The organism is Providencia sp. PROV076 (assembly GCF_028483405.1).
Classification (GTDB): domain Bacteria; phylum Pseudomonadota; class Gammaproteobacteria; order Enterobacterales; family Enterobacteriaceae; genus Providencia; species Providencia huaxiensis.
In genome coordinates this window covers 86656-110407 of the sequence record NZ_JAMPRR010000006.1, presented here as the reverse complement: position 1 = coordinate 110407, position 23752 = coordinate 86656, and the positions used below count along the sequence as shown (strand labels likewise).

Annotated in this window: 19 protein-coding genes; 16 read left to right on the top strand and 3 right to left on the bottom strand. The window is 43.8% G+C overall.

Annotated elements, in window-relative coordinates; genetic code table 11:
* The 10 genes from nuoE (at nucleotide 1) to nuoN (ending at nucleotide 11959) form a co-directional block, all read left to right on the top strand.
* Nucleotides 1-549, top strand: a complete 549-nt coding sequence (nuoE, locus tag PSF67_RS05715) for an NADH-quinone oxidoreductase subunit NuoE (RefSeq protein ID WP_036958085.1) — start codon at nucleotides 1-3, stop codon at nucleotides 547-549.
* Complete coding sequence (gene nuoF, locus PSF67_RS05710; protein WP_004259820.1) at nucleotides 546-1904, top strand: NADH-quinone oxidoreductase subunit NuoF; 1359 nt, start codon at nucleotides 546-548, stop codon at nucleotides 1902-1904. Before nuoE ends, nuoF begins: the two co-directional genes overlap by 4 nt.
* Nucleotides 1905-2002: 98 nt before the next feature.
* Nucleotides 2003-4726, top strand: coding sequence for an NADH-quinone oxidoreductase subunit NuoG (gene nuoG, locus PSF67_RS05705; RefSeq protein ID WP_272676620.1), 2724 nt, complete (start codon nucleotides 2003-2005; stop codon nucleotides 4724-4726).
* On the top strand, nucleotides 4726-5703 hold the full coding sequence (nuoH, locus tag PSF67_RS05700; RefSeq protein ID WP_004912244.1) for an NADH-quinone oxidoreductase subunit NuoH: 978 nt from the start codon (nucleotides 4726-4728) through the stop codon (nucleotides 5701-5703). The genes nuoG and nuoH overlap by 1 nt, the downstream gene beginning before the upstream one ends.
* Before the next feature lie 14 nt (nucleotides 5704-5717).
* Nucleotides 5718-6260, top strand: coding sequence for an NADH-quinone oxidoreductase subunit NuoI (gene nuoI, locus PSF67_RS05695; RefSeq protein WP_004259834.1), 543 nt, complete (start codon nucleotides 5718-5720; stop codon nucleotides 6258-6260).
* 12 nt (nucleotides 6261-6272) lie between these two features.
* The gene (gene nuoJ, locus PSF67_RS05690; RefSeq protein ID WP_166264568.1) at nucleotides 6273-6815 is read left to right on the top strand and encodes an NADH-quinone oxidoreductase subunit J; all 543 of its coding nucleotides are present in this window, start codon (nucleotides 6273-6275) and stop codon (nucleotides 6813-6815) included.
* Nucleotides 6812-7114: an NADH-quinone oxidoreductase subunit NuoK gene (gene nuoK, locus PSF67_RS05685; protein WP_004912233.1), complete on the top strand. Its 303-nt coding sequence runs from the start codon at nucleotides 6812-6814 to the stop codon at nucleotides 7112-7114. The genes nuoJ and nuoK overlap by 4 nt, the downstream gene beginning before the upstream one ends.
* Nucleotides 7111-8952 carry an NADH-quinone oxidoreductase subunit L gene (nuoL, locus tag PSF67_RS05680; protein WP_004259845.1) on the top strand — a complete coding sequence of 614 codons (1842 nt, stop codon included), beginning with the start codon at nucleotides 7111-7113 and terminating at the stop codon, nucleotides 8950-8952. Before nuoK ends, nuoL begins: the two co-directional genes overlap by 4 nt.
* Before the next feature lie 19 nt (nucleotides 8953-8971).
* On the top strand, nucleotides 8972-10492 hold the full coding sequence (gene nuoM / locus PSF67_RS05675) for an NADH-quinone oxidoreductase subunit M (RefSeq protein WP_102137643.1): 1521 nt from the start codon (nucleotides 8972-8974) through the stop codon (nucleotides 10490-10492).
* 6 nt (nucleotides 10493-10498) lie between these two features.
* Nucleotides 10499-11959 carry an NADH-quinone oxidoreductase subunit NuoN gene (nuoN, locus tag PSF67_RS05670; protein WP_102137644.1) on the top strand — a complete coding sequence of 487 codons (1461 nt, stop codon included), beginning with the start codon at nucleotides 10499-10501 and terminating at the stop codon, nucleotides 11957-11959.
* 57 nt (nucleotides 11960-12016) lie between these two features.
* On the opposite strand, the gene PSF67_RS05665 is transcribed toward nuoN, so the two are convergent.
* A complete protein-coding gene (locus PSF67_RS05665; protein ID WP_272676619.1) occupies nucleotides 12017-13000 on the bottom strand; it encodes an alpha-xenorhabdolysin family binary toxin subunit B in 984 nt (327 codons plus the stop codon).
* Between the two features lie 11 nt (nucleotides 13001-13011).
* Complete coding sequence (locus PSF67_RS05660; RefSeq protein WP_272676618.1) at nucleotides 13012-14220, bottom strand: alpha-xenorhabdolysin family binary toxin subunit A; 1209 nt, start codon at nucleotides 14218-14220, stop codon at nucleotides 13012-13014.
* 747 nt (nucleotides 14221-14967) lie between these two features.
* On the opposite strand from PSF67_RS05660, the gene PSF67_RS05655 reads away from it, so the two are divergent.
* The 6 genes from PSF67_RS05655 (at nucleotide 14968) to menE (ending at nucleotide 22096) form a co-directional block, all read left to right on the top strand.
* Entirely contained in the window at nucleotides 14968-16302 is a 1335-nt protein-coding gene (locus PSF67_RS05655; protein WP_272676617.1) for an isochorismate synthase, read from the top strand.
* Between the two features lie 118 nt (nucleotides 16303-16420).
* The gene (menD, locus tag PSF67_RS05650) at nucleotides 16421-18094 is read left to right on the top strand and encodes a 2-succinyl-5-enolpyruvyl-6-hydroxy-3-cyclohexene-1-carboxylic-acid synthase (RefSeq protein ID WP_195697394.1); all 1674 of its coding nucleotides are present in this window, start codon (nucleotides 16421-16423) and stop codon (nucleotides 18092-18094) included.
* Nucleotides 18094-18858 carry a 2-succinyl-6-hydroxy-2,4-cyclohexadiene-1-carboxylate synthase gene (gene menH / locus PSF67_RS05645; protein WP_166264574.1) on the top strand — a complete coding sequence of 255 codons (765 nt, stop codon included), beginning with the start codon at nucleotides 18094-18096 and terminating at the stop codon, nucleotides 18856-18858. The genes menD and menH overlap by 1 nt, the downstream gene beginning before the upstream one ends.
* A gap of 12 nt (nucleotides 18859-18870) precedes the next feature.
* Nucleotides 18871-19728 carry a 1,4-dihydroxy-2-naphthoyl-CoA synthase gene (menB, locus tag PSF67_RS05640; protein ID WP_004912212.1) on the top strand — a complete coding sequence of 286 codons (858 nt, stop codon included), beginning with the start codon at nucleotides 18871-18873 and terminating at the stop codon, nucleotides 19726-19728.
* Nucleotides 19728-20699, top strand: a complete 972-nt coding sequence (gene menC / locus PSF67_RS05635; protein WP_102137650.1) for an o-succinylbenzoate synthase — start codon at nucleotides 19728-19730, stop codon at nucleotides 20697-20699. The genes menB and menC overlap by 1 nt, the downstream gene beginning before the upstream one ends.
* Complete coding sequence (gene menE, locus PSF67_RS05630; protein ID WP_272676616.1) at nucleotides 20687-22096, top strand: o-succinylbenzoate--CoA ligase; 1410 nt, start codon at nucleotides 20687-20689, stop codon at nucleotides 22094-22096. The genes menC and menE overlap by 13 nt, the downstream gene beginning before the upstream one ends.
* 44 nt (nucleotides 22097-22140) lie before the next feature.
* On the opposite strand, the gene PSF67_RS05625 is transcribed toward menE, so the two are convergent.
* Nucleotides 22141-23580, bottom strand: coding sequence for a catalase (locus tag PSF67_RS05625; RefSeq protein ID WP_166264580.1), 1440 nt, complete (start codon nucleotides 23578-23580; stop codon nucleotides 22141-22143).
* Between the last annotated feature and the right edge of the window lie 172 nt (nucleotides 23581-23752).

Genomic DNA, 23752 nt, shown 5'->3' with positions numbered 1-23752 from the left:
ATGCATAATGAACATAACGAAAATGAGAAGCACAACGAGCTCAATGTCGTGAACGTGTTTGAACCGCAAGTCAATCATGGCTTTGTCTTAACCGAGAAAGAGCGCGAAGAGATTGAAGGTGAGAAACACCATTACGAAGACGCACGTGCTGCCTCAATTGAAGCACTGAAAATTGTGCAAAAAAACCGCGGTTGGGTTGAAGATGGTGCGATCCATGCTATCGCTGACGTCTTAGGTATCCCAGCTAGTGATGTTGAAGGGGTGGCGACATTCTATAGCCAAATCTTCCGCCAACCAGTGGGTCGCCACATTATTCGCTATTGCGACAGTGTTGTTTGCCATATTACAGGTTATCAGGGCTTAGAAGCTGAAATCATTAAACAGCTTAATATTCGCCCGGGCCAAACAACAGCTGATGGCCGTTTTACATTGCTGCCGACCTGTTGCTTAGGTAACTGTGACAAGGGTCCAACGATGATGATCGATGATGACACTCACAGCTACGTGCAGCCTGAAAATATTCAAAAATTACTGGAGCAGTATCCATGACAAATTCTGTTAATCCAGTGATCCGTACTGCTGAAACTCATCCCCTAACATGGCGTTTGCGTGATGACAATCAGCCTGTTTGGTTAGATGAGTATCGCAGTAAAAACGGATACAAAGGTCTTGAGCGTGCGCTCAAAGGCATGGCACCGGATGAAGTTGTGAATCTCGTGAAAGACGCTGGCCTGAAAGGGCGAGGCGGTGCGGGCTTCTCAACGGGTCTGAAATGGAGCCTGATGCCAAAAGACGAAAACATGAAACTGCGTTACTTTTTATGTAATGCGGATGAAATGGAACCGGGCACTTATAAAGACCGTCTATTGATGGAACAACTTCCTCACTTGTTAGTTGAGGGGATGATCACGGGCGCTTATGCACTAAAAGCTTACCGTGGTTATATCTTCTTACGGGGTGAATACGTTGAAGCCGCGCAAAACCTGCGTCGTGCCATCGAAGAAGCTAAAGCGGCAGGTCTATTAGGCAAAAATATCCTCGGTTCAGGTTTCGATTTTGAACTATTTGTCCACACCGGCGCTGGGCGTTATATCTGCGGTGAAGAAACCGCACTGATTAACTCTTTAGAAGGCCGCCGTGCTAACCCGCGTTCTAAGCCACCATTCCCTGCCACATCAGGTGCTTGGGGTAAACCAACTTGCGTTAATAACGTTGAAACCATCTGTAACGTGCCTGCCATTTTAGAGCACGGAGACCAATGGTATATCGATTTAAGCGCAGGTAAGAGTAAAGATGCGGGTACTAAACTGATGGGGTTCTCTGGCCGTGTGAAAAACCCGGGTCTGTGGGAACTGCCATTTGGTACGACGGCACGTGAAGTGCTGGAAGATTACGCAGGTGGTATGCGTGATGGACTAAAATTAAAAGCATGGCAGCCGGGTGGCGCAGGGACAGACTTCCTGACCAACGACCATCTCGACTTACCGATGGATTTCGAAAATATTGCCAAAGCGGGAAGCCGTCTTGGTACTGCATTGGCGATGGCGGTTGATCATGAGATCAACATGGTTTCGTTAGTGCGTAACCTAGAAACCTTCTTTGCCCGTGAATCCTGTGGTTGGTGTACACCGTGCCGCGATGGTTTGCCATGGAGTGTGAAAATTTTACAAGCGCTGGAAAAAGGTGAAGGGCAGCCGGGGGATATTGAAACCCTAGAGCAACTTTGCCGTTTCTTAGGGCCGGGTAAAACTTTCTGCGCTCACGCACCGGGTGCGGTCGAACCGCTACAAAGTGCCATCAAATATTTCCGTGATGAATTCGAAGCGGGTATTTCGCAAAAAGATCTGCGTAACATTGTGCAGATTGCGGGTATCCAGCCCAACCTGCTGAAGCAGCGCTGGTAATTATTTAGCGATTGAGCAACCGCTAAAGAGATTTTTCACGAAGAACGTATTTTTGATTAACGCCTGCTTTATGCGGGCCTTTGGGAAGCATGCTGACTATGGCTACAATATATGTAGACGGCAAAGAATATGACGTAAACGGGTCTGAAAACCTGTTACAAGCCTGTCTTTCTCTCGGGCTAGATATTCCTTATTTTTGCTGGCATCCGGCGCTGGGAAGCGTTGGCGCTTGCCGCCAGTGTGCGGTTAAGCAGTATCAGAACGCAGATGACACTCGCGGTCGCCTAGTAATGTCTTGTATGACACCCGCAACGGAAGGGACTTACATCTCAATTGATGATGAAGAAGCCAAACAATTCCGTGAAAGTGTCGTGGAATGGCTGATGACCAACCACCCTCATGACTGCCCAGTCTGTGAGGAAGGTGGGAACTGTCACCTACAAGATATGACGGTAATGACCGGTCATAATATGCGTAAATATCGTTTTACGAAACGTACTCACATTAACCAAGACCTCGGTCCATTTATTAGTCATGAGATGAACCGTTGTATCGCGTGTTATCGTTGTGTTCGTTACTACAAAGATTACGCAGATGGCACCGATTTAGGGGTTTATGGCGCACATAACTATGTGTATTTCGGTCGTACTGAAGACGGTACGCTGGAAAGCGAGTTCTCCGGTAACTTAGTTGAAGTTTGCCCTACTGGGGTATTCACCGACAAAACTCACTCTGAGCGCTATAACCGTAAATGGGATATGCAATTTGCACCGGGTATCTGCCAGCAGTGCAGTATCGGTTGTAATACTAGCCCCGGTGAGCGTTATGGTGAAATCCGCCGCATCGAAAACCGTTATAACGGCTCGGTAAACCACTATTTCCTGTGTGACCGTGGTCGCTTTGGTTATGGTTACGTCAACCGTAAAGACCGTCCTCGCCAAGCCGTACTCAATAAAAATGGCGTTAAGAACGTGATTTCGGCTATCGAAGCGATGCAAAGCGGTGCGCAAATTATCAATCAATCGAAAAAAGTGATTGGTATCGGCTCGCCGCGTGCTAGCGTTGAAAGCAACTATGCATTGCGCGCTTTAGTCGGTGCAGAAAACTTCTACTCAGGTATCTCTGCGGGTGAGCAAAGTCGCTTAGCGCTGATGCAAAACATTTTGCAAAATGGTGGTATCTATACCCCAACATTGCGTGAAGTGGAAGGCTATGATGCGGTACTGGTACTGGGTGAAGATTTAACTCAGACAGGCGCACGTATGGCGTTATCTGTTCGTCAAGCTGTGAAAGGTAAAGCGCGTGAAATGGCCGCAGCGCAGAAAGTCGCTGACTGGCAAATCGCCGCTATCCAAAACATTGGCCAACACGCGAAATATCCGCTGTTTATTACCAATGTTGATGATACTCGCTTAGACGATGTGGCCGCCTTTAATTACCGTGCTCCAGTCGCTGACCAAGCGCGTTTTGGTTTTGCTATCGCCAATATGATTAATGGCGAAGCCCCTGCGGTGAATGATTTACCGGCAGACTTAAAAGCCAAAGTGGAAACCATTGCTCAGGCCTTAGTGGGTGCGAAAAAACCATTAATTATCAGTGGTAGCCATAGTGCCAGCGAGGCAATGATCCAAGCGGCCGCTAACGTGGCATTTGCACTGAAAGCGAAAGGCGCGAATGTTGGGTTATCTTACTTAGCGTCTCATGCAAATAGTTTCGGTCTGGCAATGATGAACGCACAGCCACTAGACAGCGCTTTAGCTCGCATTGAAGCGAAAGAAGCGGATGTGGCTGTTGTCATCGAAAACGACTTGTACCGTCACAGCAGCGTGGATGCGGTCAATAGCGCACTCGCAAAATTGAGCCACTTGATTGTTGCAGACCATCAGCAAACGGACATCATGGATAAAGCAACATTAGTTCTGCCTGCAGCGAGTTTTGCTGAAGCAGACGGCACGTTGATTAACCAAGAAGGTCGTGCACAACGTTTCTTCCAAGTCTTCGACCCAACGTATTACGACAAAGCTATCGTGATGAACGAAAGCTGGCGCTGGATGCATTCACTGCAAACTGAAGCGCAAGAGCGTGATGCAGATTGGTCTCAACTGGATCACGTTATCGCTGATTGTGTTGCCGCAATGCCACAATTCTCAGGTATGGTTGATGCGGCTCCGAAAGCGTCTTTCCGTATTCGTGGTCAAAAACTGGCGCGTGAACCACATCGTTACAGTGGTCGTACAGCGATGCTAGCAAATCAATCTGTCCATGAGCCTCGTCAACCGCAAGATATTGACTCTCCATTTGCTTTCTCAATGGAAGGGAACAACAGCCCAACCGCGCCGCGCCAGCAAATTCCATTTGCATGGGCACCGGGTTGGAACTCACCGCAAGCCTGGAACAAATTCCAAGCCGAAGTGGGGGGACACCTGTTATTTGGTGACCCGGGTATCCGTTTGTTCAATTCAACAGAAGGTAAATTGGCTTACTTCACTGAAATTCCAGCGGCTTATCAAGCCAGCGAAGCTCAGTGGGTTGTCGCACCTTATTACCACCTGTTCGGTAGTGATGAAATGTCACAGCGTTCAGAAGTGATCCAAGAGCGTATGCCAGAGCCATATATCATGCTGAACACGCAAGATGCTGCGTCACTTGGATTGGTAGCAGGAACAAAAGCTGAATTTAGCCATGCAGGTCAAGCGTTTAACTTGACTGTTCGTCTCAGCAATCACTTATCTACAGGTCAAATTGGCTTACCGTTAGGCATGCCAGGTATCGCACCTTCAATGGCTGGCGTGTCAGTCAATAATCTGCGGAGGGGAGCATGATGGATTGGATTTCTCCTGAAGTGATGGAAGTGTTAATTTCCATCCTTAAATCTGTCGTCATTTTATTGGTTGTTGTGACTTGTGGGGCCTACATGAGTCTGGGAGAGCGCCGTATTCTCGGTCTATTCCAGAACCGTTATGGTCCAAACCGCGTTGGTCCGTTTGGGATGGGCCAGTTAATCGCCGACATGTTCAAAATGCTGTTTAAAGAAGACTGGATCCCACAGTTCGCGGACAAGAAAATCTTTACGCTTGCGCCAGTGATTGCGTTTTGTTCACTGTTCTTAGCATTTGCTATCGTCCCTGTTAGCCCAACATGGCACGTTGCAGACCTGAATATTGGGATTTTATTCTTCCTGATGATGGCGGGTCTCGCGGTCTATGCGGTGTTATTTGCGGGTTGGTCAAGTAATAACAAATACTCATTATTAGGTGCGATGCGTGCGTCAGCACAAACCGTGAGTTACGAAGTGTTCTTAGGCCTTTCTTTAATGGGCGTGGTTGCACAAGCAGGTTCATTCAACCTGATTGATATTGTGAACTCCCAAGAAGGCATGTGGAACATCATTCCTCAGTTCTTTGGTTTTGTGACTTTTGCGATAGCGGGCGTTGCGGTATGTCACCGTCATCCGTTTGACCAACCAGAAGCAGAACAAGAGATTGCGGATGGTTACCACGTTGAATACTCAGGCATGAAGTTCGGTCTGTTCTTCGTCGGTGAGTATATCGGTATCGTAACGGTTTCTGCCCTGATTGTGACGCTGTTCTTTGGTGGCTGGCATGGTCCATTCCTGCCGTCATTCTTGTGGTTTGCTATCAAAACTGGCTTCTTCATGATGATGTTTATCTTGATCCGTGCCTCTTTACCGCGTCCACGTTATGACCAAGTGATGTCTTTCGGTTGGAAAATTTGCCTGCCGTTGACACTGCTTAATCTGCTGGGTACTGCAGCAGTGATTTTATACAACGCTCAGTAAGGGGTGATTGAACCATGACATTGAAAGAGTTATTGGTCGGTTTCGCCACCCAAGTACGTAGTATTTGGATGGTCGGCCTACATGCGTTCGATAAACGCGAAACGCAAATGTATCCAGAAGAGCCGGTTTATCTGCCACCCCGTTACCGTGGGCGTATCGTGCTAACGCGCGACCCTGACGGTGAAGAGCGTTGTGTTGCATGTAACTTGTGTGCGGTTGCTTGCCCAGTGGGGTGTATTTCACTGCAAAAAGCCGAGCACGAAGATGGCCGCTGGTACCCTGAATTTTTCCGCGTTAACTTTTCGCGCTGTATTTTCTGTGGTCTGTGTGAAGAGGCTTGCCCAACGACGGCAATCCAATTAACACCTGATTTTGAAATGGCCGATTGGAGACGTCAGGATCTGGTTTACGAGAAAAATGACCTGTTAATTTCAGGCCCAGGTAAATATCCTGATTATAACTTTTACCGTAAATCGGGTATGGCGATTGCAGGTAAAGACAAAGGTGAAGCGGATAACGAAGCGAAACCTATCAACGTCAAAGACCTGTTGCCATAAGGAGCGATATTCATGGAATTTACATTTTATATCGCCGGTCTAGTTGCCATTTTAGCAACTTTAAGGGTGATAACGAATACAAATCCGGTGCATGCACTGTTGTATCTGGTTGTTTCTCTGCTGGCTCTGTCAATGGTGTTTTTCTCCCTCGGTGCGTATTTTGCTGGGGCATTGGAAATCATCGTGTATGCAGGTGCCATTATGGTCCTGTTCGTGTTCGTCGTGATGATGCTCAACTTGGGGCGTTCTGTTCAAGAACAAGAGCGCGCTTGGTTGACACCGAAAAACTGGATTGGCCCTGCGGCGTTATCCGCAGTTTTATTGGCTATCTTAGTTTACGGCATCACCTCGTTGTCATATCAAAATGGCATTGAGGGCACCATCATTGGGGCGAAAGAAGTGGGTATTAGCTTGTTCGGGCCGTATGTTCTGGCTGTCGAATTGGCGTCATTGCTACTACTAGCGGGTTTAGTCGTCGCATTCCACGTTGGACGTGACCGTAAAGAAAACGGTGCTGATCTTGTGAGCATCGCGAAGGCGGAGGAGCAAAAATGATACCTCTAGAGCATGGTCTGATTTTAGCGGCAATTCTATTTGTGATGGGGCTTAGCTGCCTTGTTATCCGCCGCAACTTGCTTTTCATGTTGATCGGACTGGAAATCATGATTAACTCAACTGCACTGGCATTTGTGGTTGCAGGGAGTTTTTGGGGGCAACCAGACGGCCAGATTATGTATATCTTGGCAATCGCGCTGGCTGCAGCGGAGGCGAGTATTGGATTGGCGTTGTTACTGCAACTCCATCGTCATCGTCAGAACCTGAATATTGATAAAGTCAGTGAGATGCGCGGATGAACCTACTCTATTTAACCATTCTGTTGCCTTTACTGGGGTCGGTACTGTTAGCCTTCTCCCGTGGACGCTGGTCAGAAAACGTTTCGGCCATTATTGGTGCGGGGTCGGTCGGCTTAGCGGCCATCGTCGCATTCTATGCTGGCAATGAATTTTTAGCTCAAGACGCAGGTAGCGTATTCATCCAGCCACTTTGGACTTGGATGTCTGTCGGTACCTTTAATATCCCATTCACCCTAATGTTAGATGGTTTATCTCTGACCATGTTAGGTGTGGTAACGGGTGTGGGCTTCCTTATTCACGTATACGCTTCTTGGTATATGCGTGGCGAGGAAGGTTACTCACGTTTCTTCGCTTACACTAACCTGTTTATCGCGAGCATGGTGGTTTTAGTTCTCGCTGATAACATGATGCTGATGTATCTCGGCTGGGAAGGGGTAGGGCTGTGCAGTTATCTGTTGATTGGTTTCTATTATACCAATCCAGAAAACGGTAAAGCCGCCATGAAAGCGTTCTTTGTCACGCGTATCGGTGACGTGTTCCTCGCCATTGGTATGTTTATCCTGTGGAATGAGCTCGGTACATTGAATTTCAGCGAAATGGCGGTGTTAGCACCTCAGAAATTTGCTGAAGGTTCAAGTGCGATCAATTGGGCAACCTTGATGTTATTAGGTGGCGCAGTCGGTAAATCAGCACAATTACCATTGCAAACGTGGTTGGCAGATGCGATGGCAGGCCCTACACCTGTTTCAGCATTGATCCACGCCGCAACCATGGTAACGGCCGGTGTGTACTTAGTGGCTCGTACCCACGTTCTGTTCTTATTAGCGCCAGAAGTTTTACATTTAGTTGGCGTTGTGGGCGCGGTGACATTGGTACTGGCTGGGTTTGCTGCACTGGTTCAAACGGATATCAAACGTGTACTTGCATACTCCACCATGAGCCAAATCGGTTATATGTTCTTGGCTCTGGGTGTGCAAGCTTGGGATGCTGCGATTTTCCACCTGATGACGCATGCTTTCTTTAAAGCGCTGTTATTCCTGTCAGCAGGTTCGGTCATCTTGGCATGCCACCACGAGCAAAATATCTTCAAAATGGGTGGGTTGCGTAAGCAAATTCCATTTATCTACGCTGTGATGTTGATTGGCGGAAGCGCACTGGCAGCATTGCCACTGTTTACTGCTGGTTTCTACAGTAAAGATGCCATTTTGTGGGGTGCGCAGCTTGATGGACAAACTGTATTGTTGTGGGCCGGTATCCTCGGTGCATTAATGACCGCAATTTATACCTTCCGTATGATTTTCATCGTGTTCCACGGTGAAGCAAAAATCAAAGCGCATAAGGTTAAAGGCATCACTCACACATTACCACTGGGTATTTTGGCTATCCTTGCAACGTTTGTTGGTGCATTAATCCACCAACCACTCGAAGGGGTATTCCCTGCGGAAGCGGCTGGCAGTGAAGACGGTAAAGTCTTACTCGAAGCGATTTCTGGCGGGTTTGCTATCGCTGGTCTATTAATTGCGGTATTCCTCTACCTGTTTAGACGTTCAATAGTCGATGCTATCGCGAAAACTGCAGTGGGTCGTTTCTTCAGCGCATGGTGGTACCAAGCGTGGGGCTTCGATTGGCTGTATGACGTAGTCTTTGTAAAACCGTTTAAAGGTATTGCATGGCTACTGGAAAGCGATCCGATTAACTCTCTGATGAATATCCCTGCACATCTTTCACGTTGGGCAAATAAAGGGCTTGCAGTGAGTGAAAACGGCCAAATCCGTTGGTATGTTGCCTCGTTGGGGCTGGGTGCAGTGCTGATTCTTGCTCTGCTGCTTTTGGTTTAATTAAGGGACACATTGCGCCATGCTATTACCCTGGCTAATACTCATTCCCTTCATCGGAGGCCTGCTAAGCTGGCAGGCTGACCGGTTCAGTCATCGCGCACCGCGTTGGATTGCACTGGCGACGATGGGAATAACATTGATACTTTCCGTGCAATTGTGGTTACAAGGGAACTACTCGCTTGTTAATCCACAAGGTATTCCACAGTGGCAATCTGTTTTCTTTATGCCGTGGATCCCGTCACTGGGAATTGACTTTCATTTAGCAATTGACGGTTTATCACTGCTGATGGTCGTATTAACGGCTATCATGGGGGCTTTTTCGATTCTGAGCTCTTGGAGTGAAAACCAAAAGAACCAAGGTGCGTACCACTTTAACCTGCTGTGGATTATCACAGGGGTGATGGGGATTTTTACCGCGGTTGACCTGTTCTTATTCTTCTTCTTCTGGGAGATGATGCTGATCCCAATGTACTTCCTGATTGCCAATTGGGGACACAAAGGGTCAGAAAACAGACAACATATCAAAGCTGCGACTAAGTTCTTCATTTATACGCAAGCGAGTGGTTTGATCATGCTGGTCTCCATCATTGGATTGGCACTAGCAAACTTCAATACTTCAGGTGTATTAACATTCGACTATAACCAACTGCTGGGAGCAGAGCTCTCTAGCAACGTTGCGTTTATGTTGATGTTAGGCTTCTTTATCGCCTTTGCCGTTAAAATGCCTCTGGTTCCATTCCATGGTTGGATGGCAGATACTCAAGAACAATCGCCAACAGCGGGTTCTGTAGATATCTCCGGTATCATGTTAAAAACCGCAGCATACGGTCTGTTACGCTTTACTTTGCCTCTATTCCCAGAAGCCTCTATCCAGTTCACGCCAGTGGCGATGACGCTGGGTGTGATCAGTATCTTCTATGGTGCATGGTTGGCGTTCAAACAAACGGATATCAAACGTCTGGCGGCGTACAGTAGCTTATCCCACATGGGGTTTGTGACAGTCGCTATTTACGCGGGTTCAACCTTGGCTTACCAAGGTGCGGTGATCCAAATGATCACCAACGGTTTATCTGGTGCGGCACTGATTATCATTAGTGGCCAACTGTATGAACGTACGCAAACTCGTGATATGCGCATGATGGGTGGATTGTGGAAACGCATTAAATGGTTACCAGGAATGTCCCTGTTCTTTGCTGCGGCAACGCTAGGAATGCCAGGTACAGGTAACTTCATTGGTGAGTTTATGATCCTGTTTGGCAGCTTCAGCCAATTCACGTTAGTGACTTGCATTATGGTTTTTGGTGTGGTGTTTGCGTCTATCTACTCACTGTGGATGATGCAACAGACTTACTACGGCACACCAAAATCAGAAAAAGAAATGAAAGGGTTAACGGCGCGTGAGTTTGGTGTGCTGCTGGCTCTGGCTGCTTTACTGGTTATTATTGGCTTCTATCCGCAACCGATTTTAGATACATCAATTGGTTCGATGGAAACATTGCATAACCTGTATTCTGCTTCACTTACAACATTAGGGCTGTAATTCGCCATGACAATAACTCCTCAAGAACTGATCGCAATACTGCCACTGATGATCGTCGGGTTGACGGCGGTGGTTGTGATGCTGTCCATTGCGTGGCGACGCGATCACCTTACCAGTGCCGCGCTGACAGTATCTGGCTTTATTATTGCGTTGCTTTCACTCATTTGGGTAGCCGACGGCTACCTAATGGATGTGACTTCGCTTATCCGTGTTGATGGCTTTGCGCTGTTCTATAGTGCATTAGTCCTGATTGCAGGTATCGGAACGACTATCTTTGCTTATCACTGGTTAGAAGGTTTTGGTGATAATAGAGATGAGTTCCACTTACTCGTTGCTATCGCAGTGGCGGGTGGGGTGCTGTTATCTATGTCAAATCATATGGCGTCAATGTTTATCGGTATTGAGCTGATTTCATTGCCATTGTTTGGCTTAGTTGCCTATACCTTTGAGCGCAGTCGCACATTAGAAGCTGGGATCAAGTACATGCTGTTATCTGCAGCAGCGTCTTCATTCCTGTTATTCGGAATTGCATTACTGTATGCAGAATCGGGTAGCTTAAGCTTTGCTGCGGTTGGTCAAAGCCTTTCTGATAGCCAGATCCACGCACCATTGGTGATGATTGGCTTCGGTATGCTCATTGTAGGCTTTGGTTTTAAACTGTCACTGTTTCCATTCCAACTGTGGACACCAGACGTTTACCAAGGCGCTCCTGCGCCAGTGTCAGCCTTCTTAGCAACGGGCAGTAAAATCGCTATCTTTGCCGTATTAGTGCGTATCTTTCTGGAAGCACCAATCACCAATAGCAATACATTGTCGATTGTCATTTCAGTAATTGCGATAGCCTCTATTCTGTTTGGTAACTTACTGGCTATCACGCAAAAAAGTGCAAAACGCTTGCTGGGTTACTCATCCATCTCGCATATGGGATATTTATTGGTTGCTCTGGTTGCGCTTCGTATCGATCCAGTCGCTTCACAAGTCACTATCGCAATCTACTTAGTGGGTTACTTGTTTGCAAGCCTAGGGGCATTTGGTGTTGTGAGTATCGTTTCAAGCCCTTACCGTGGTGATGACCAAGATGATTTCAGTGCATTCCGTGGTCTGTTCTGGCATAAACCTGTTCTCGCAACGGTAATGACGGTGATGATGCTGTCACTGGCGGGTATTCCAATTACATTAGGATTTATTGGTAAATTCTATGTGATTGCATCCGCGGTGAACGCAGAGTTATGGTGGTTAACAGGTGCTGTCGTTGTCGGTAGTGCAATTGGTTTATATTACTACCTGCGCTTTATGGCTAGCCTATATAGTCGTGATGCGGAACATGCAGAACGTTATACAGGCCCTGAAAAAGCAACGTTAGGAACGGTTGTTGCTGTTATATGCGCCATTGCAGTTATCGTCTTTGGGGTATGGCCACAACCCCTTATTGATATGACATCAACAGCGCTTGCTGTGCTTAATTAGTAGGCAGAAAATTTCCTATTGTTGATAAACCGGTTACTTCAGAGTAGCCGGTTTTTTTTAGTCAGGTAACTGGCGTTGATATTGATACTCCATGTCGTCTAGGAATGACATGAGTACCTGGCTTGCCATATTGATCTCTTGAATATTCAATGTTTTTTCAGACGATTTTTCATTAATGAAATGACACCATTCCGACCAATAATCTTTAATTAAACCTATCTGAGTAATAATTGACAGCTTATGTGAGCCTATGATTGTTATTTGGTCAGCTAATAACATGAGTTGAGCTAGTTTAAATATTGTTTTATCAATGTGATTAACCTCTTCTTTTAATTCTAAAATTTGGTTTCCTAAATCTAATCTGACCTCGACAAGCTGCGCAAACTCTAAACCATCATCAATGACTGATAATAAATTTTTAATAAAGGCAATGGCTGATTTTAATATTTGTTTTTTATTTGTTGGCATATCAATTGAGTCAATTAACTCATCATTTAACAAATGTTTTTTTAAGAAATCAGTGATTTTAGATTTTAAGATGATATCTTCTGCTGCGGTAATAACGGAGTGCTGCTGATTGATTTCATTTATTTTTAGCATTTTGCTATTTTTGGATGTGACTAGGAGCTCTTTTTGCTCTGCGTATTGCTGTAGTTTATGTTGATTGCTTTCTTCCACGTGAATGAGAGACAGAGAGTCTGTGGTATAACTGAATTTAGTAATTATTCTTTCTAGCTCTAATTTAAAATCGATTAAATCCTCAATAAAACTCGTGACTAAAATTCCGTCAGGTGTATTTGTGTTTTCACTATTTAATTCACTTTTTAGAATGTAATTTAATTTTATTTTTAGCTTCGGTATCGAGTTTCTGATTGTTTCATTTATATTGAAACTCTTACTTGCAATTTTTTGTATTTTTCCGTGTATGATAAAGTCATAATGTATTATATTTTTATTGAATGCGGAGATTTCATTTGACATATGCCTTAACTGATAAATATCAATGGAGGGCAATATCGGTAAATCAAGCTTATCTTGCATATGAGTACCTTTTATTGAGGGGGAGTGTTATTTGGTTGAATTTGGTCAAATAACGTTATTAAATGTGTAGAATATTCTTGAATGGTATACCAAGATGTAATAATTCGTTTGAAATAAGTAATGAATTTAATAAGTTTATCAGCATTGTTGATATGTTTAAAAATCTCGATTGATTGGGTTATTTCGGTTAAGAGGACAAGCCACATATAATCTAAATGGTCAACGGCTAGCCGTGCATCTTTAAATAAACCATCGATTTTATGGAGGTTTATTTGAATATCAAAGATAACTTTTTTGATGATTTCTTCTTTGTTAATTTGGTCGTTAATTAATTTTATTTCTGCTAATGTCTCATTCTTTCTTGCTCGGATTTTTTCAGCTATCGAGCCAAAAATACTGCCCGTAATAATGAGACCGATGACACCACCCGCTAAGCCTGTGAAACTTAGTTTCACAAAGTGTGAATACTCTAGGTCGAGTTGCTTTAGCTCCTGTTTTTTCATTTTAAGTGATTCTTGTAAATGGGCATCTGTATTTTCACTATTAGTAGGCTCAAGTTGCTTATATAATCCTTTAATGTTAAACAATAAAGATTCAACGTGTTGATAATTAGATAGATACCCTCCTGTAATATGTACTCTAAAATCTGAAATGATATTCTTAATATTACTTGTCTTAAGCGATTGGTCCTTAATGTCATCTTTAATTAATTGCAATATATTAGTTAGCTCAGTCGCTATTTGTTGGTCAACACTTTGATAAAATATTTCATCTAGCTCACTTTCATCAATATCATTCAAACTGTCTGAGACTCTTTTTAATATAGGCATATGGTTAATATATTCAATAATTTGCCTACCTGTCTGTATAATGTTTCGACTAGCCAGAGATAGGTTGACAGACTGTTCTTTAACATGTTGCTCGACATTATCCCAGGTATTGGCATGGTCACGAATATTGATAATAGTATTAATTAATTCGTCTGTATCTATTGGTAAAGTGGTTGATGATGTAATACCAAACCATTTTAGAATATCATCTTTTTTCCAAGGCAAAGAAAGAGAGAAGTAAACATGGCGATGTATGCTAATTAAATCGTCTAATGTAAAAATACCGACTTCGCGGGTTGAAAGAGCATCTTGATTAGTTAATAAAGCTAAGGTTGTATGGCCTATATGCTCTTTTTCAATAATTCTGTCGTAATTTTCTTTTGTATTCATTTTAAAATCCATGTTGATTAAGTTAAGGATTGAACACTAATTTGTATTAGCACTATTGTATGGTTAAGCTACCTATTTATTGTAAATGAAAATATAAATCTCATATTTGTTAACCTACTAGAAATTGGCTGAAAGTTTTATACTAAAAAATGAAAAGCAGAGCTAAAAAATAGCATTTTGAACAAGCTAATATATGTTGAAAATATTATTTAGCGTTATATGTATTTAGAAATAATCTATAGCGGTACTAAATTAAATAATCCATAACAATATGATGATAATTAAAATTTACGGTAATTTTACTTTTTGAGGCTAAATAAATATGTAATGGAATATGGGTTTGCAGCTTAAATATAATTATGTTTCAAAATGGAATTTTTATTGGATGAAAATGAAGCAATTTCGAGGGAGAGGAAAGAAGAAAGGGGGATAAAATCACATTTTCCATTAATTAAATGAATAGAATGACATCTAATATATATAATAAGCTATACTATCAACAACCTGAAGCCTCTATTCATGTAAGCAGGTTTGTCTTGAGGTAATTTCTCTTGGTTATCGTTATTTGTGTCATAAGCGATAATTATAGTGATGTACTGAAAGTAACCTGTTTATTGCAGATAATCTGCTTTTAGTACTGAACGGGTGATATAGCATTTACTGTTAGTCATCAATGTATTAAAAAATGGTTTTGCGCTATATAATAACGCGTAGTAAATTTGTGTGATGTAGCAGTGGGAATCTAAAGTGAACTATAAAAAAATTGATCAACTGATAACTGAAATTTTGGACCATTTGTCTACATTGACACTAAAAACCAAAGCGTATACTCGTTTTGTCTGGCAGTTAGATGCGCAAACCGCTTTCCCTGGTCTTACATGGCTGTCGGTGCAAGAAAGCTACCCACAATTTTACTGGTATCAACGGACAGGAGCCGAAGAATGCAGTGCTCTTGGGATGGTGAAGTCCTTTGATTCGATAGATACAGCACAAGCTTTTTTATCACAATATCCTGATATGCCAGAGATGCGTCTATGGGGGCTTAATGGTTGGAATGCAGTTGGAGATGGCATCCCTGAAGAGATAAAACGCCAAGCAACTTTTTGTTTTTTGCCTCGCATTGAAATTCATCGGTTACGTTCGACGATTAGCGTTAGTGTCAATATAGAAGGTGAAGAAGATAGGTTAAATGCTATCCATTTTTTACAGCAATTAAAATCCGCTTCTCAAGTGACATTGACTCTGGACGCCGATATTACTGCACAGGAACATATTCCTACGCATGATGAATGGTGCCGTTTATTAAATTGCGCTATTGATGACATGAAGTCAGGAAAAATGGAAAAAGTGGTTATGGCAAGGGAAACAAAACTGACTCTGTCTAAGCCAATTGCGGTTGCTGAGTTTTTAGCACAAAGTCAGCAGGTGAATCACCATTGTTACCATTTTATGATGGCCTTCAGCGCGCATTCAGGTTTTATTTCGTCAACACCCGAACGTTTATACTTACGTCAAGACGAACAACTGAACTCAGAGGCCTTAGCGGGAACCGTCGCTAATGACCCTGATGATGTGGTCGCAGCGGAGTACGCTAAATGGTTGATGGAAGATAAAAAGAACCAACATGAAAACTTAGTGGTTGTTGATGATATTTGCCAACAATTACAAGGCGCAGTGACGGGGGTTGATGTATCGTCAGCAAAAGTGATCCGCTTGAGAAAAATTCAACACCTTTACCGTTCAATTGTTGCGACATTAGTTAGCCCTTCTGATAGCGATTGTTTGCAGCGTCTCCAACCCACAGCAGCGGTCTGCGGTTTGCCACGAAAGGTTGCACGGCAATTTTTAGCAAAAAATGAACCGTTCGCTCGCGGTTGGTATGCCGGAACAGGCGGGTTTATTAGCTTAGATAAAAGTGAATTCGCGGTCTCTCTACGTTGTGCACAGATAGAGGGTGCCCATGTCTCATTATATTCAGGCGCTGGCATTGTCAGTGGTTCAGACCCAGAGCAAGAGTGGATAGAAATTGAGAATAAAGCCGCTGGGCTAAAGTCTTTATTTGGAAATAACGAAAAACCATAAAATAAAAATGGTTATTTTCTTTTTATTTCAATTAGTTCACCAAAAATTGTTCTGAGATCAAGAAATTTATTTCAGCCAGTCTAAACTAATTGATAACTAATAATTTGCTGAGCATATTATGTCGAATTCTGCTTTTAATCTCCGTTGGGCTGAAGTGATTATCGAAGCGCTATCTCGCCACGGAATGAAACATATCTGTATTGCGCCCGGCTCGCGCTCGACACCGTTGACCCTTGCCGCTATTAGCCATGGGAAATTGCATTGTCATACCCATTTTGATGAGCGTGGTTTAGGGCATTTAGCTCTAGGTTTAGCAAAGGCCAGTCGTGAGCCTGTTGGGGTCATAGTGACCTCTGGTACGGCAGTCGCGAACCTTTATCCCTCATTGATTGAAGCGGGTTTAACCGGTGAGAAGGTTATTTTTCTTACAGCAGATAGACCCCCTGAATTAATTGATTGCGGTGCTAATCAAGCTATTCGACAAGCACATATTTTTGCTTCCCATCCAGCTCAATCATTAATGTTGCCAAGACCGACACAAGATATTTCAGCGAAGTGGTTGGTAACCGCGATTGATAATGGCATGAATCAACTACACCATGGCGCATTTCATATTAACTGCCCATTTGCTGAACCATTGTATGGTGATATGGATGGGGAATATGAGTGGCAAAAAACGCTGGGTGAATGGTGGAATTCTAATCATCCTTGGTTAAGTGAACCGCTGACGAATACGGTGGCATTAGTTGCTGATTGGTATTTCTGGCGTCAGAAAAAAGGCGTTGTGATTGCGGGTAGGATGAGTGCAAGTGAAGGAGAGTTCGTCGCTAAATGGGCTCAAGAGCTCGGATGGCCAGTACTCGGTGATGTGCTGTCACAAACCGGACAACCTTTTCCATGTGCAGACTTATGGCTGCAACATCCAGAAACCCAGTCTATTTTAGAAGACGCAGAATTAGTCGTCCAGTTTGGTTCAAGCTTAACGGGAAAGCGGCTTCTACAATGGCAAGCCAACTGTGAGCCACAAGAGTATTGGATTATCGACTCAATACCTCAGCGACTAGACCCAGCCAATCATATGGGTAGAAAGCTAACTTGCTCAATTAAAGGTTGGCTAGATAACCATCCTGCGCAGCCGAGAAGTTTGTGGTGTGAATCGCTGCTGACTTTAGCGCAAAAAACCCAAAATCACGTGCACCAACAGTTACATGACCAGTTTTCAGAAGCCGCGGTGGCACACCAATTACCTGAACTACTGCCTCTTCGAGGCCAACTGTTTGTTGGTAATAGCTTAATTGTCCGCTTGGTGGATGCGTTGGCACAACTTCCATTGGGTTATCCGGTGTATAGCAACCGGGGCGCGAGTGGTATTGATGGTTTGATTTCTACCATGGCGGGAGTTCAGCGGGCAACCGCACGGCCAACATTGGCTATCGTTGGGGATATTTCTGCACTCTACGATTTGAATAGTTTGGCGCTATTGAGAGAACCTTCAGCGCCAACAGTGCTTATCGTTGTGAATAATAATGGTGGGCAGATTTTTTCTATGCTACCCACACCAGACGAAGCAAGACAAAATTATTACTGTATGCCGCAAAATGTCAGTTTCGAGCCAGCGGCGAAAATGTTTGGCTTACAATATTGTGCTCCGACAGACTGGGGAACACTAAAAGAAACCGTACAACAATTTTGGCATCGTCCACAGGGCACCTTGCTGGTGGAATTACAGGTGCCAAGTGATGAAGGTGCGCGTACTTTAAAACAACTATTGAATGAAGTTGTGGAACTGTAATGTTATCTGCACAGATTCATCATTCTGCTTCATCCGCTCCTTGGATAATCTACTTACATGGTTTGTTAGGCAGTGCGGATGATTGGCTACCGGTGATTGAGCAAACATGCGCTTTTCCATCGTTAGCTGTCGATTTACCCGGTCATGGGGGTTCTCATTCAGAACCCTGCCTAGGTTTTTCACATTTTGATCAACAACTCAGCGCACTTTTACAGTATCATCAAATTAATGAATACTACTTGGTTGGTTATTCACTAGGCGCTCGGCTGGCGATGCATTTTGCTTGCTACTATCAACCTAACGGACTATTAGGTTTAGTGATTGAAGGTGGGAATGTGGGGTTAGTCAATGAAAAAGAACGAATTGCTCGAGCTGCTAATGATGCGGCTTGGGCGCAGCGTTTTCGTTCAGAGCCGATTGAAGAAGTGTTAGATGACTGGTATCAACAAACTGTATTTGCTGATTTGTCGGTGACCCAGCGCCAACGTTTAATTCAATTACGTCGACAAAATAACCCGCAAAGTATTGCTGCTATGCTAGAAAATACATCATTAGCAAAGCAACCTTTTTTAGCGGATAAATTGCGCAAATTGACCTGTCCTTATCGCTATTTTTGTGGCGAAAAAGACCAAAAGTTTCGAAGCGTTTCGCAACAATATGCTTTGCCGTTAACGCTGATTGAAAATGCAGGGCATAATGCACATCGGGAAAACCCTATGGGCTTTGCCACTGCACTACACCATTTTTTATCACACTGTGGTTAAAGGAATCTGATAATGATTTATCCAAGCGAAGAAAAATTATACGCACCAATTGAATGGCAAGATTGCTCTACAGGGTTTGAAGATATTCGCTATCATAAGTCTCCTGAAGGGATAGCTAAAATTACGATTAACCGTCCAGAAGTGCGCAATGCTTTTCGTCCACAAACCGTGAAAGAAATGATCCAAGCACTCTCCGACGCACGTTATGATGACCATATTGGAACCATTATCCTAACCGGTGAAGGTGAAAAAGCATTTTGTGCAGGCGGTGACCAAAAAATTCGTGGTGACTACGGCGGGTATCGTGATGAAAGCGGCACGCACCACTTAAACGTATTAGATTTCCAACGCCAAATTCGTACTTGTCCAAAACCTGTTGTCGCGATGGTCGCTGGTTTTTCTATCGGTGGTGGCCATGTGTTACATATGATGTGTGACCTTACGATAGCGGCAGATAACGCAATTTTTGGTCAAACGGGCCCAAAAGTCGGTTCATTTGATGGCGGCTGGGGCGCATCTTATATGGCTCGTATTGTTGGGCAGAAAAAGGCACGTGAAATCTGGTTTTTATGCCGTCAATACAATGCACAAGAAGCATTAGATATGGGCTTGGTTAACACGGTTGTCCCATATGCAGATCTTGAAAAAGAAACGGTGCGCTGGTGCCGTGAAATGCTAGAAAATAGCCCGATGGCACTGCGTTGCTTAAAAGCAGCGTTAAATGCGGACTGTGATGGACAAGCAGGTCTGCAAGAGTTGGCTGGTAATGCCACTATGTTGTTCTATATGACAGACGAAGGGCAAGAAGGCCGTAACGCCTTTAATGAAAAACGTGCGCCTGATTTCTCTAAATATAAGCGTAACCCATAATGCGTAAAGCCAAGATTTATTCGTTCAGCCTGCCGATGGAGGCAGGCGTTATCCTTCGTTATCAGCGGTTAAAAACGCGTGATGGGCTTTTGGTCTGTTTACAAGATGGGGATAACGAAGGTTGGGGAGAAATTTCGCCTCTACCTGAATTCAGCCGTGAAACATTAGAAGAGGCCACTGCCGAAACTATTGTACGACTGAATGAATGGGTGAAAGAAGGCAAAATTTCTAATAGTTTATTACCCTCAGTGGCTTTTGGCTGTAGTTGTGCTATCGCGGAGCTAACCGGGGAGCTTCCTGAACAAGCGGACTACCGCAAAGCGCCTTTATGTAGTGGTGATCCTGACGATTTAATCCTAAGCCTTGATGCAATGGAAGGTGAGAAAGTGGCTAAGGTTAAAGTCGGTTTATATGAAGCTGTTCGTGATGGAATGGTGGTTAACTTGTTGCTCGAGGCCGTTCCAGAACTGAAATTGCGTCTGGATGCAAATCGCAGTTGGACTCGAGCAAAAGCCGACGGTTTTGCAAAATATGTTAACCCTGACTACCGTGACCGAATCGCTTTTTTGGAAGAGCCGTGTAAAACCCGTGAAGAGTCACTGCAATTTGCAGCAGAAACTGGCATTAGCATTGCTTGGGATGAAAGTGTACGTGAAGAAGGCTTTATGGTAGAGGCACAAGAGGGGGTGTCTGCGATTGTGATTAAACCGACCCTGACAGGCAGTTTGTCTTATTGCCGCTATTTGGCGGAAGAGGCCCATCGCTTAGGGTTACAAGCAGTGATCAGCTCATCCATTGAAAGTAGCTTTGGTTTAACACAACTTGCTCGTATAGCACACTGGTTAACCCCAAATACCATTCCTGGTTTAGACACTGTATCGCTTATTCAATCTCAATTGGTACGGCCTTGGCCACAATGTGATATTCCGCTTCAGCAGTTAGATGATTTAACGCTTGTATGGCAGAACTAGATGACTTTAAAGATTGGCCTTGGCAGCATTGGGCCAATCTTCATCCTAACTCAATTGCCTTAGTGACCGACTCCGAACGCCTAACTTGGGAAAGTGTCAGCCAACAAATTACTGACCTCAGTACTTACTTTTCAATGAAAGGTGTAGAGCAGGGGCAGTGTATCGTTCTGCGTGGGAAAAATTCAGTTGAGTTATTACTGAGTCAGCTAGCTCTTATTGCGTGTGGTGCTCGTGTTTTACCGTTAAACCCCCGTCTCCCTGAACGGTTGTTAGCAGAATTATTGCCTCATCTGAATGTTAGTGCGGTCATCGATTTTACTGATGAATCAAATTCATTAGCAAATTATCGTAATTTAGATTATCAACTCTATTATCATTTTATTGGTGATGAAGAGGTTGCTCCGGCTGTTTTTCAAGAGGCTATTCAGCAGCCTGCCACATTGATTTTAACATCGGGGTCGACAGGCTTACCTAAAGCCGCTGTTCACAGTGTCGCTGCGCACTTAAATAGTGCAGCAGGTGTTGTTAATTTGATGAATTACCAGCAAGGAGATTGTTGGTTACTATCGCTGCCGTTATTTCATGTATCTGGGCAAGGTATTGTTTGGCGCTGGCTTCTTAAGGGTGGCTCACTTGCGGTCAAAAATCTTCCTTTGGCTCAAGCATTACATGAAGTTACTCATGCCTCTTTGGTACCGACCCAGTTATGGCGGTTATTAAATGATAAACGGGTGGCGGAGCTTACGCTAAAAGCTGTTTTATTGGGGGGAGCCAGTATTCCTTCAACGTTAACGGATCTTGCTCAACAACACGGTATTGCTTGTTGGAGCGGCTATGGCATGACAGAAATGGCTTCTACAGTTTGTGCTAAACGCGCAGATGGCAAGAAAGGTGTGGGTTTACCCTTAAAAGGTAAGCAAATTCGTATCTTGGATGATGAAATTCAGATCCAATCAAATAGTCAAGCGCTGGGGTATTGGTTTGATGGGAATATCAAACCTTTAAATTGTATTGATGGCTGGTTCAAAACGAATGATAAAGGGGTATTTATTGATGGTGAATATCAAATCATTGGTCGTCTAGACAATTTATTTATCAGTGGTGGGGAATGTGTTCAACCCGAAGATATCGAGTCAGTAATCAATTCATACCCTGATGTAAGCCAAAGTTTTATTATACCCATTGAGGATGTGCAGTTTGGGCAACGTCCTGTCGCGGTTGTTGAAGTAAGTAAGTCAGTGGATTTGAATCAGCTGGCGGATTGGTTAAAAGATAAACTCGCTCCATACCAATATCCTATAGCATTTTATTATTTAGACCCCGAACTGAAAGCGGGGGGAATAAAAGTCTCTAGGCAACAAGTGAAAAAGTGGTTGTTAGCGAAAATAAAAGTATAGGACAAAATAGTGGCGGGGTTACCCCCACCACTTAATGAATTACACTATTTTAGTGCTTTCAACGCTTTTTCAACACCCGCGCCATATTCAGGATGAACTTGTTTAAATAACTCGATTTGGCGCACTTGCGTGGCTTCTGTCGCGTCAATGAGTTCACCTGCAATACGTTTAAACATACGTTGGTGTTCTGCATCATCTAATAACTCATATAATGCACGTGGTTGGCTGAAATAGTCTTGGTCTTCACGGTGATCCCAATGGTCAGCTGCACCTTCAATAGATAATGGCGGTTCGCTAAAGTCAGGCTGTTCTTGGAATAGGCCTGCTTCATTTGGCTCATAGGTTACGTGGTTGCCACTATTACCGTCAACGCGCATTGCACCATCGCGGTGGTAATTATGGAATGGGCAACGTGGGGCATTCACTGGGATTTGATGATGGTTGACACCAAGGCGATAACGATGGGCATCCCCATATGAGAACAGGCGACCTTGTAACATTCTATCCGGTGAGAAACCAATACCCGGAACGACGTTAGCAGGGCTAAAAGCTGCTTGTTCTACATCTGCAAAATAGTTATCTGGATTACGATTAAGTTCAAAATAACCGACATCAATTAATGGATAATCTTTATGTGGCCAAACTTTAGTTAAGTCAAAAGGGTTATAAGGAACTTGAGAGGCTTCTTTCTCTGGCATAATTTGTACTTGCAAATTCCAGCGTGGGAAATCCCCTTTTTCAATTGATTCAAACAGATCGCGCTGTGAACTTTCTCTGTCTTTACCAACTAATTGCTCAGCTTGTTCATCAGACAAATTCTCAATGCCTTGTTGGCAACGGAAATGGAATTTGACCCAGAAACGTTCATTATTACTGTTAATGAAACTGTATGTATGACTACCAAATCCATGCATATGACGATAACTTTGTGGAATACCACGGTCACTCGCATCAATGGTTAATTGGTGTAAAGATTCAGGTAACTGAGAGAAAAAGGCCCATTTATGTTCCATTGTACGCAGGTTAGAGCGAGGGTCACGCTTCACTACGTGGTTTAAATCAGGGAATTTTAATGGGTCGCGGAAATAGAATACAGGGGTGTTGTTACCCACCATATCCCAGTTACCTTCTTCAGTATAAAATTTTAATGCGAAACCACGAATGTCACGCTCTGCGTCGGCAGCACCACGTTCACCTGCAACGGTAGAGAAGCGAGCAAACATTTCTGTTTTTTTGCCCACCTCAGAGAAAATTTTTGCACGAGTATAGCGGCTAATATCATGGGTTACGGTAAACGTACCGAAAGCACCAGAACCTTTTGCATGCATGCGTCTTTCAGGGATCACTTCACGGTCAAAATGGGCAAGCTTTTCTAAAAACCAAACATCCTGTAATAACATTGGGCCACGTTTACCTGCTGTCATCACATTATTATTATTGGCGACCGGGGCGCCTGAGGCGGTAGTAAGGCCTTTCTTTTTCATCACAATGCTCCTTTGTTTGGATTAAATGACTACACAAACCTAACTAATAAGTTAATATTTTGTAAAAAATAAAAAACACTACTACAATAAACTTGTAATTCAGTATAGTTATTATGGAATTGATTATCTAATTAATATAACCAATTACTGTGATTACAAGTAGAAAAATGCG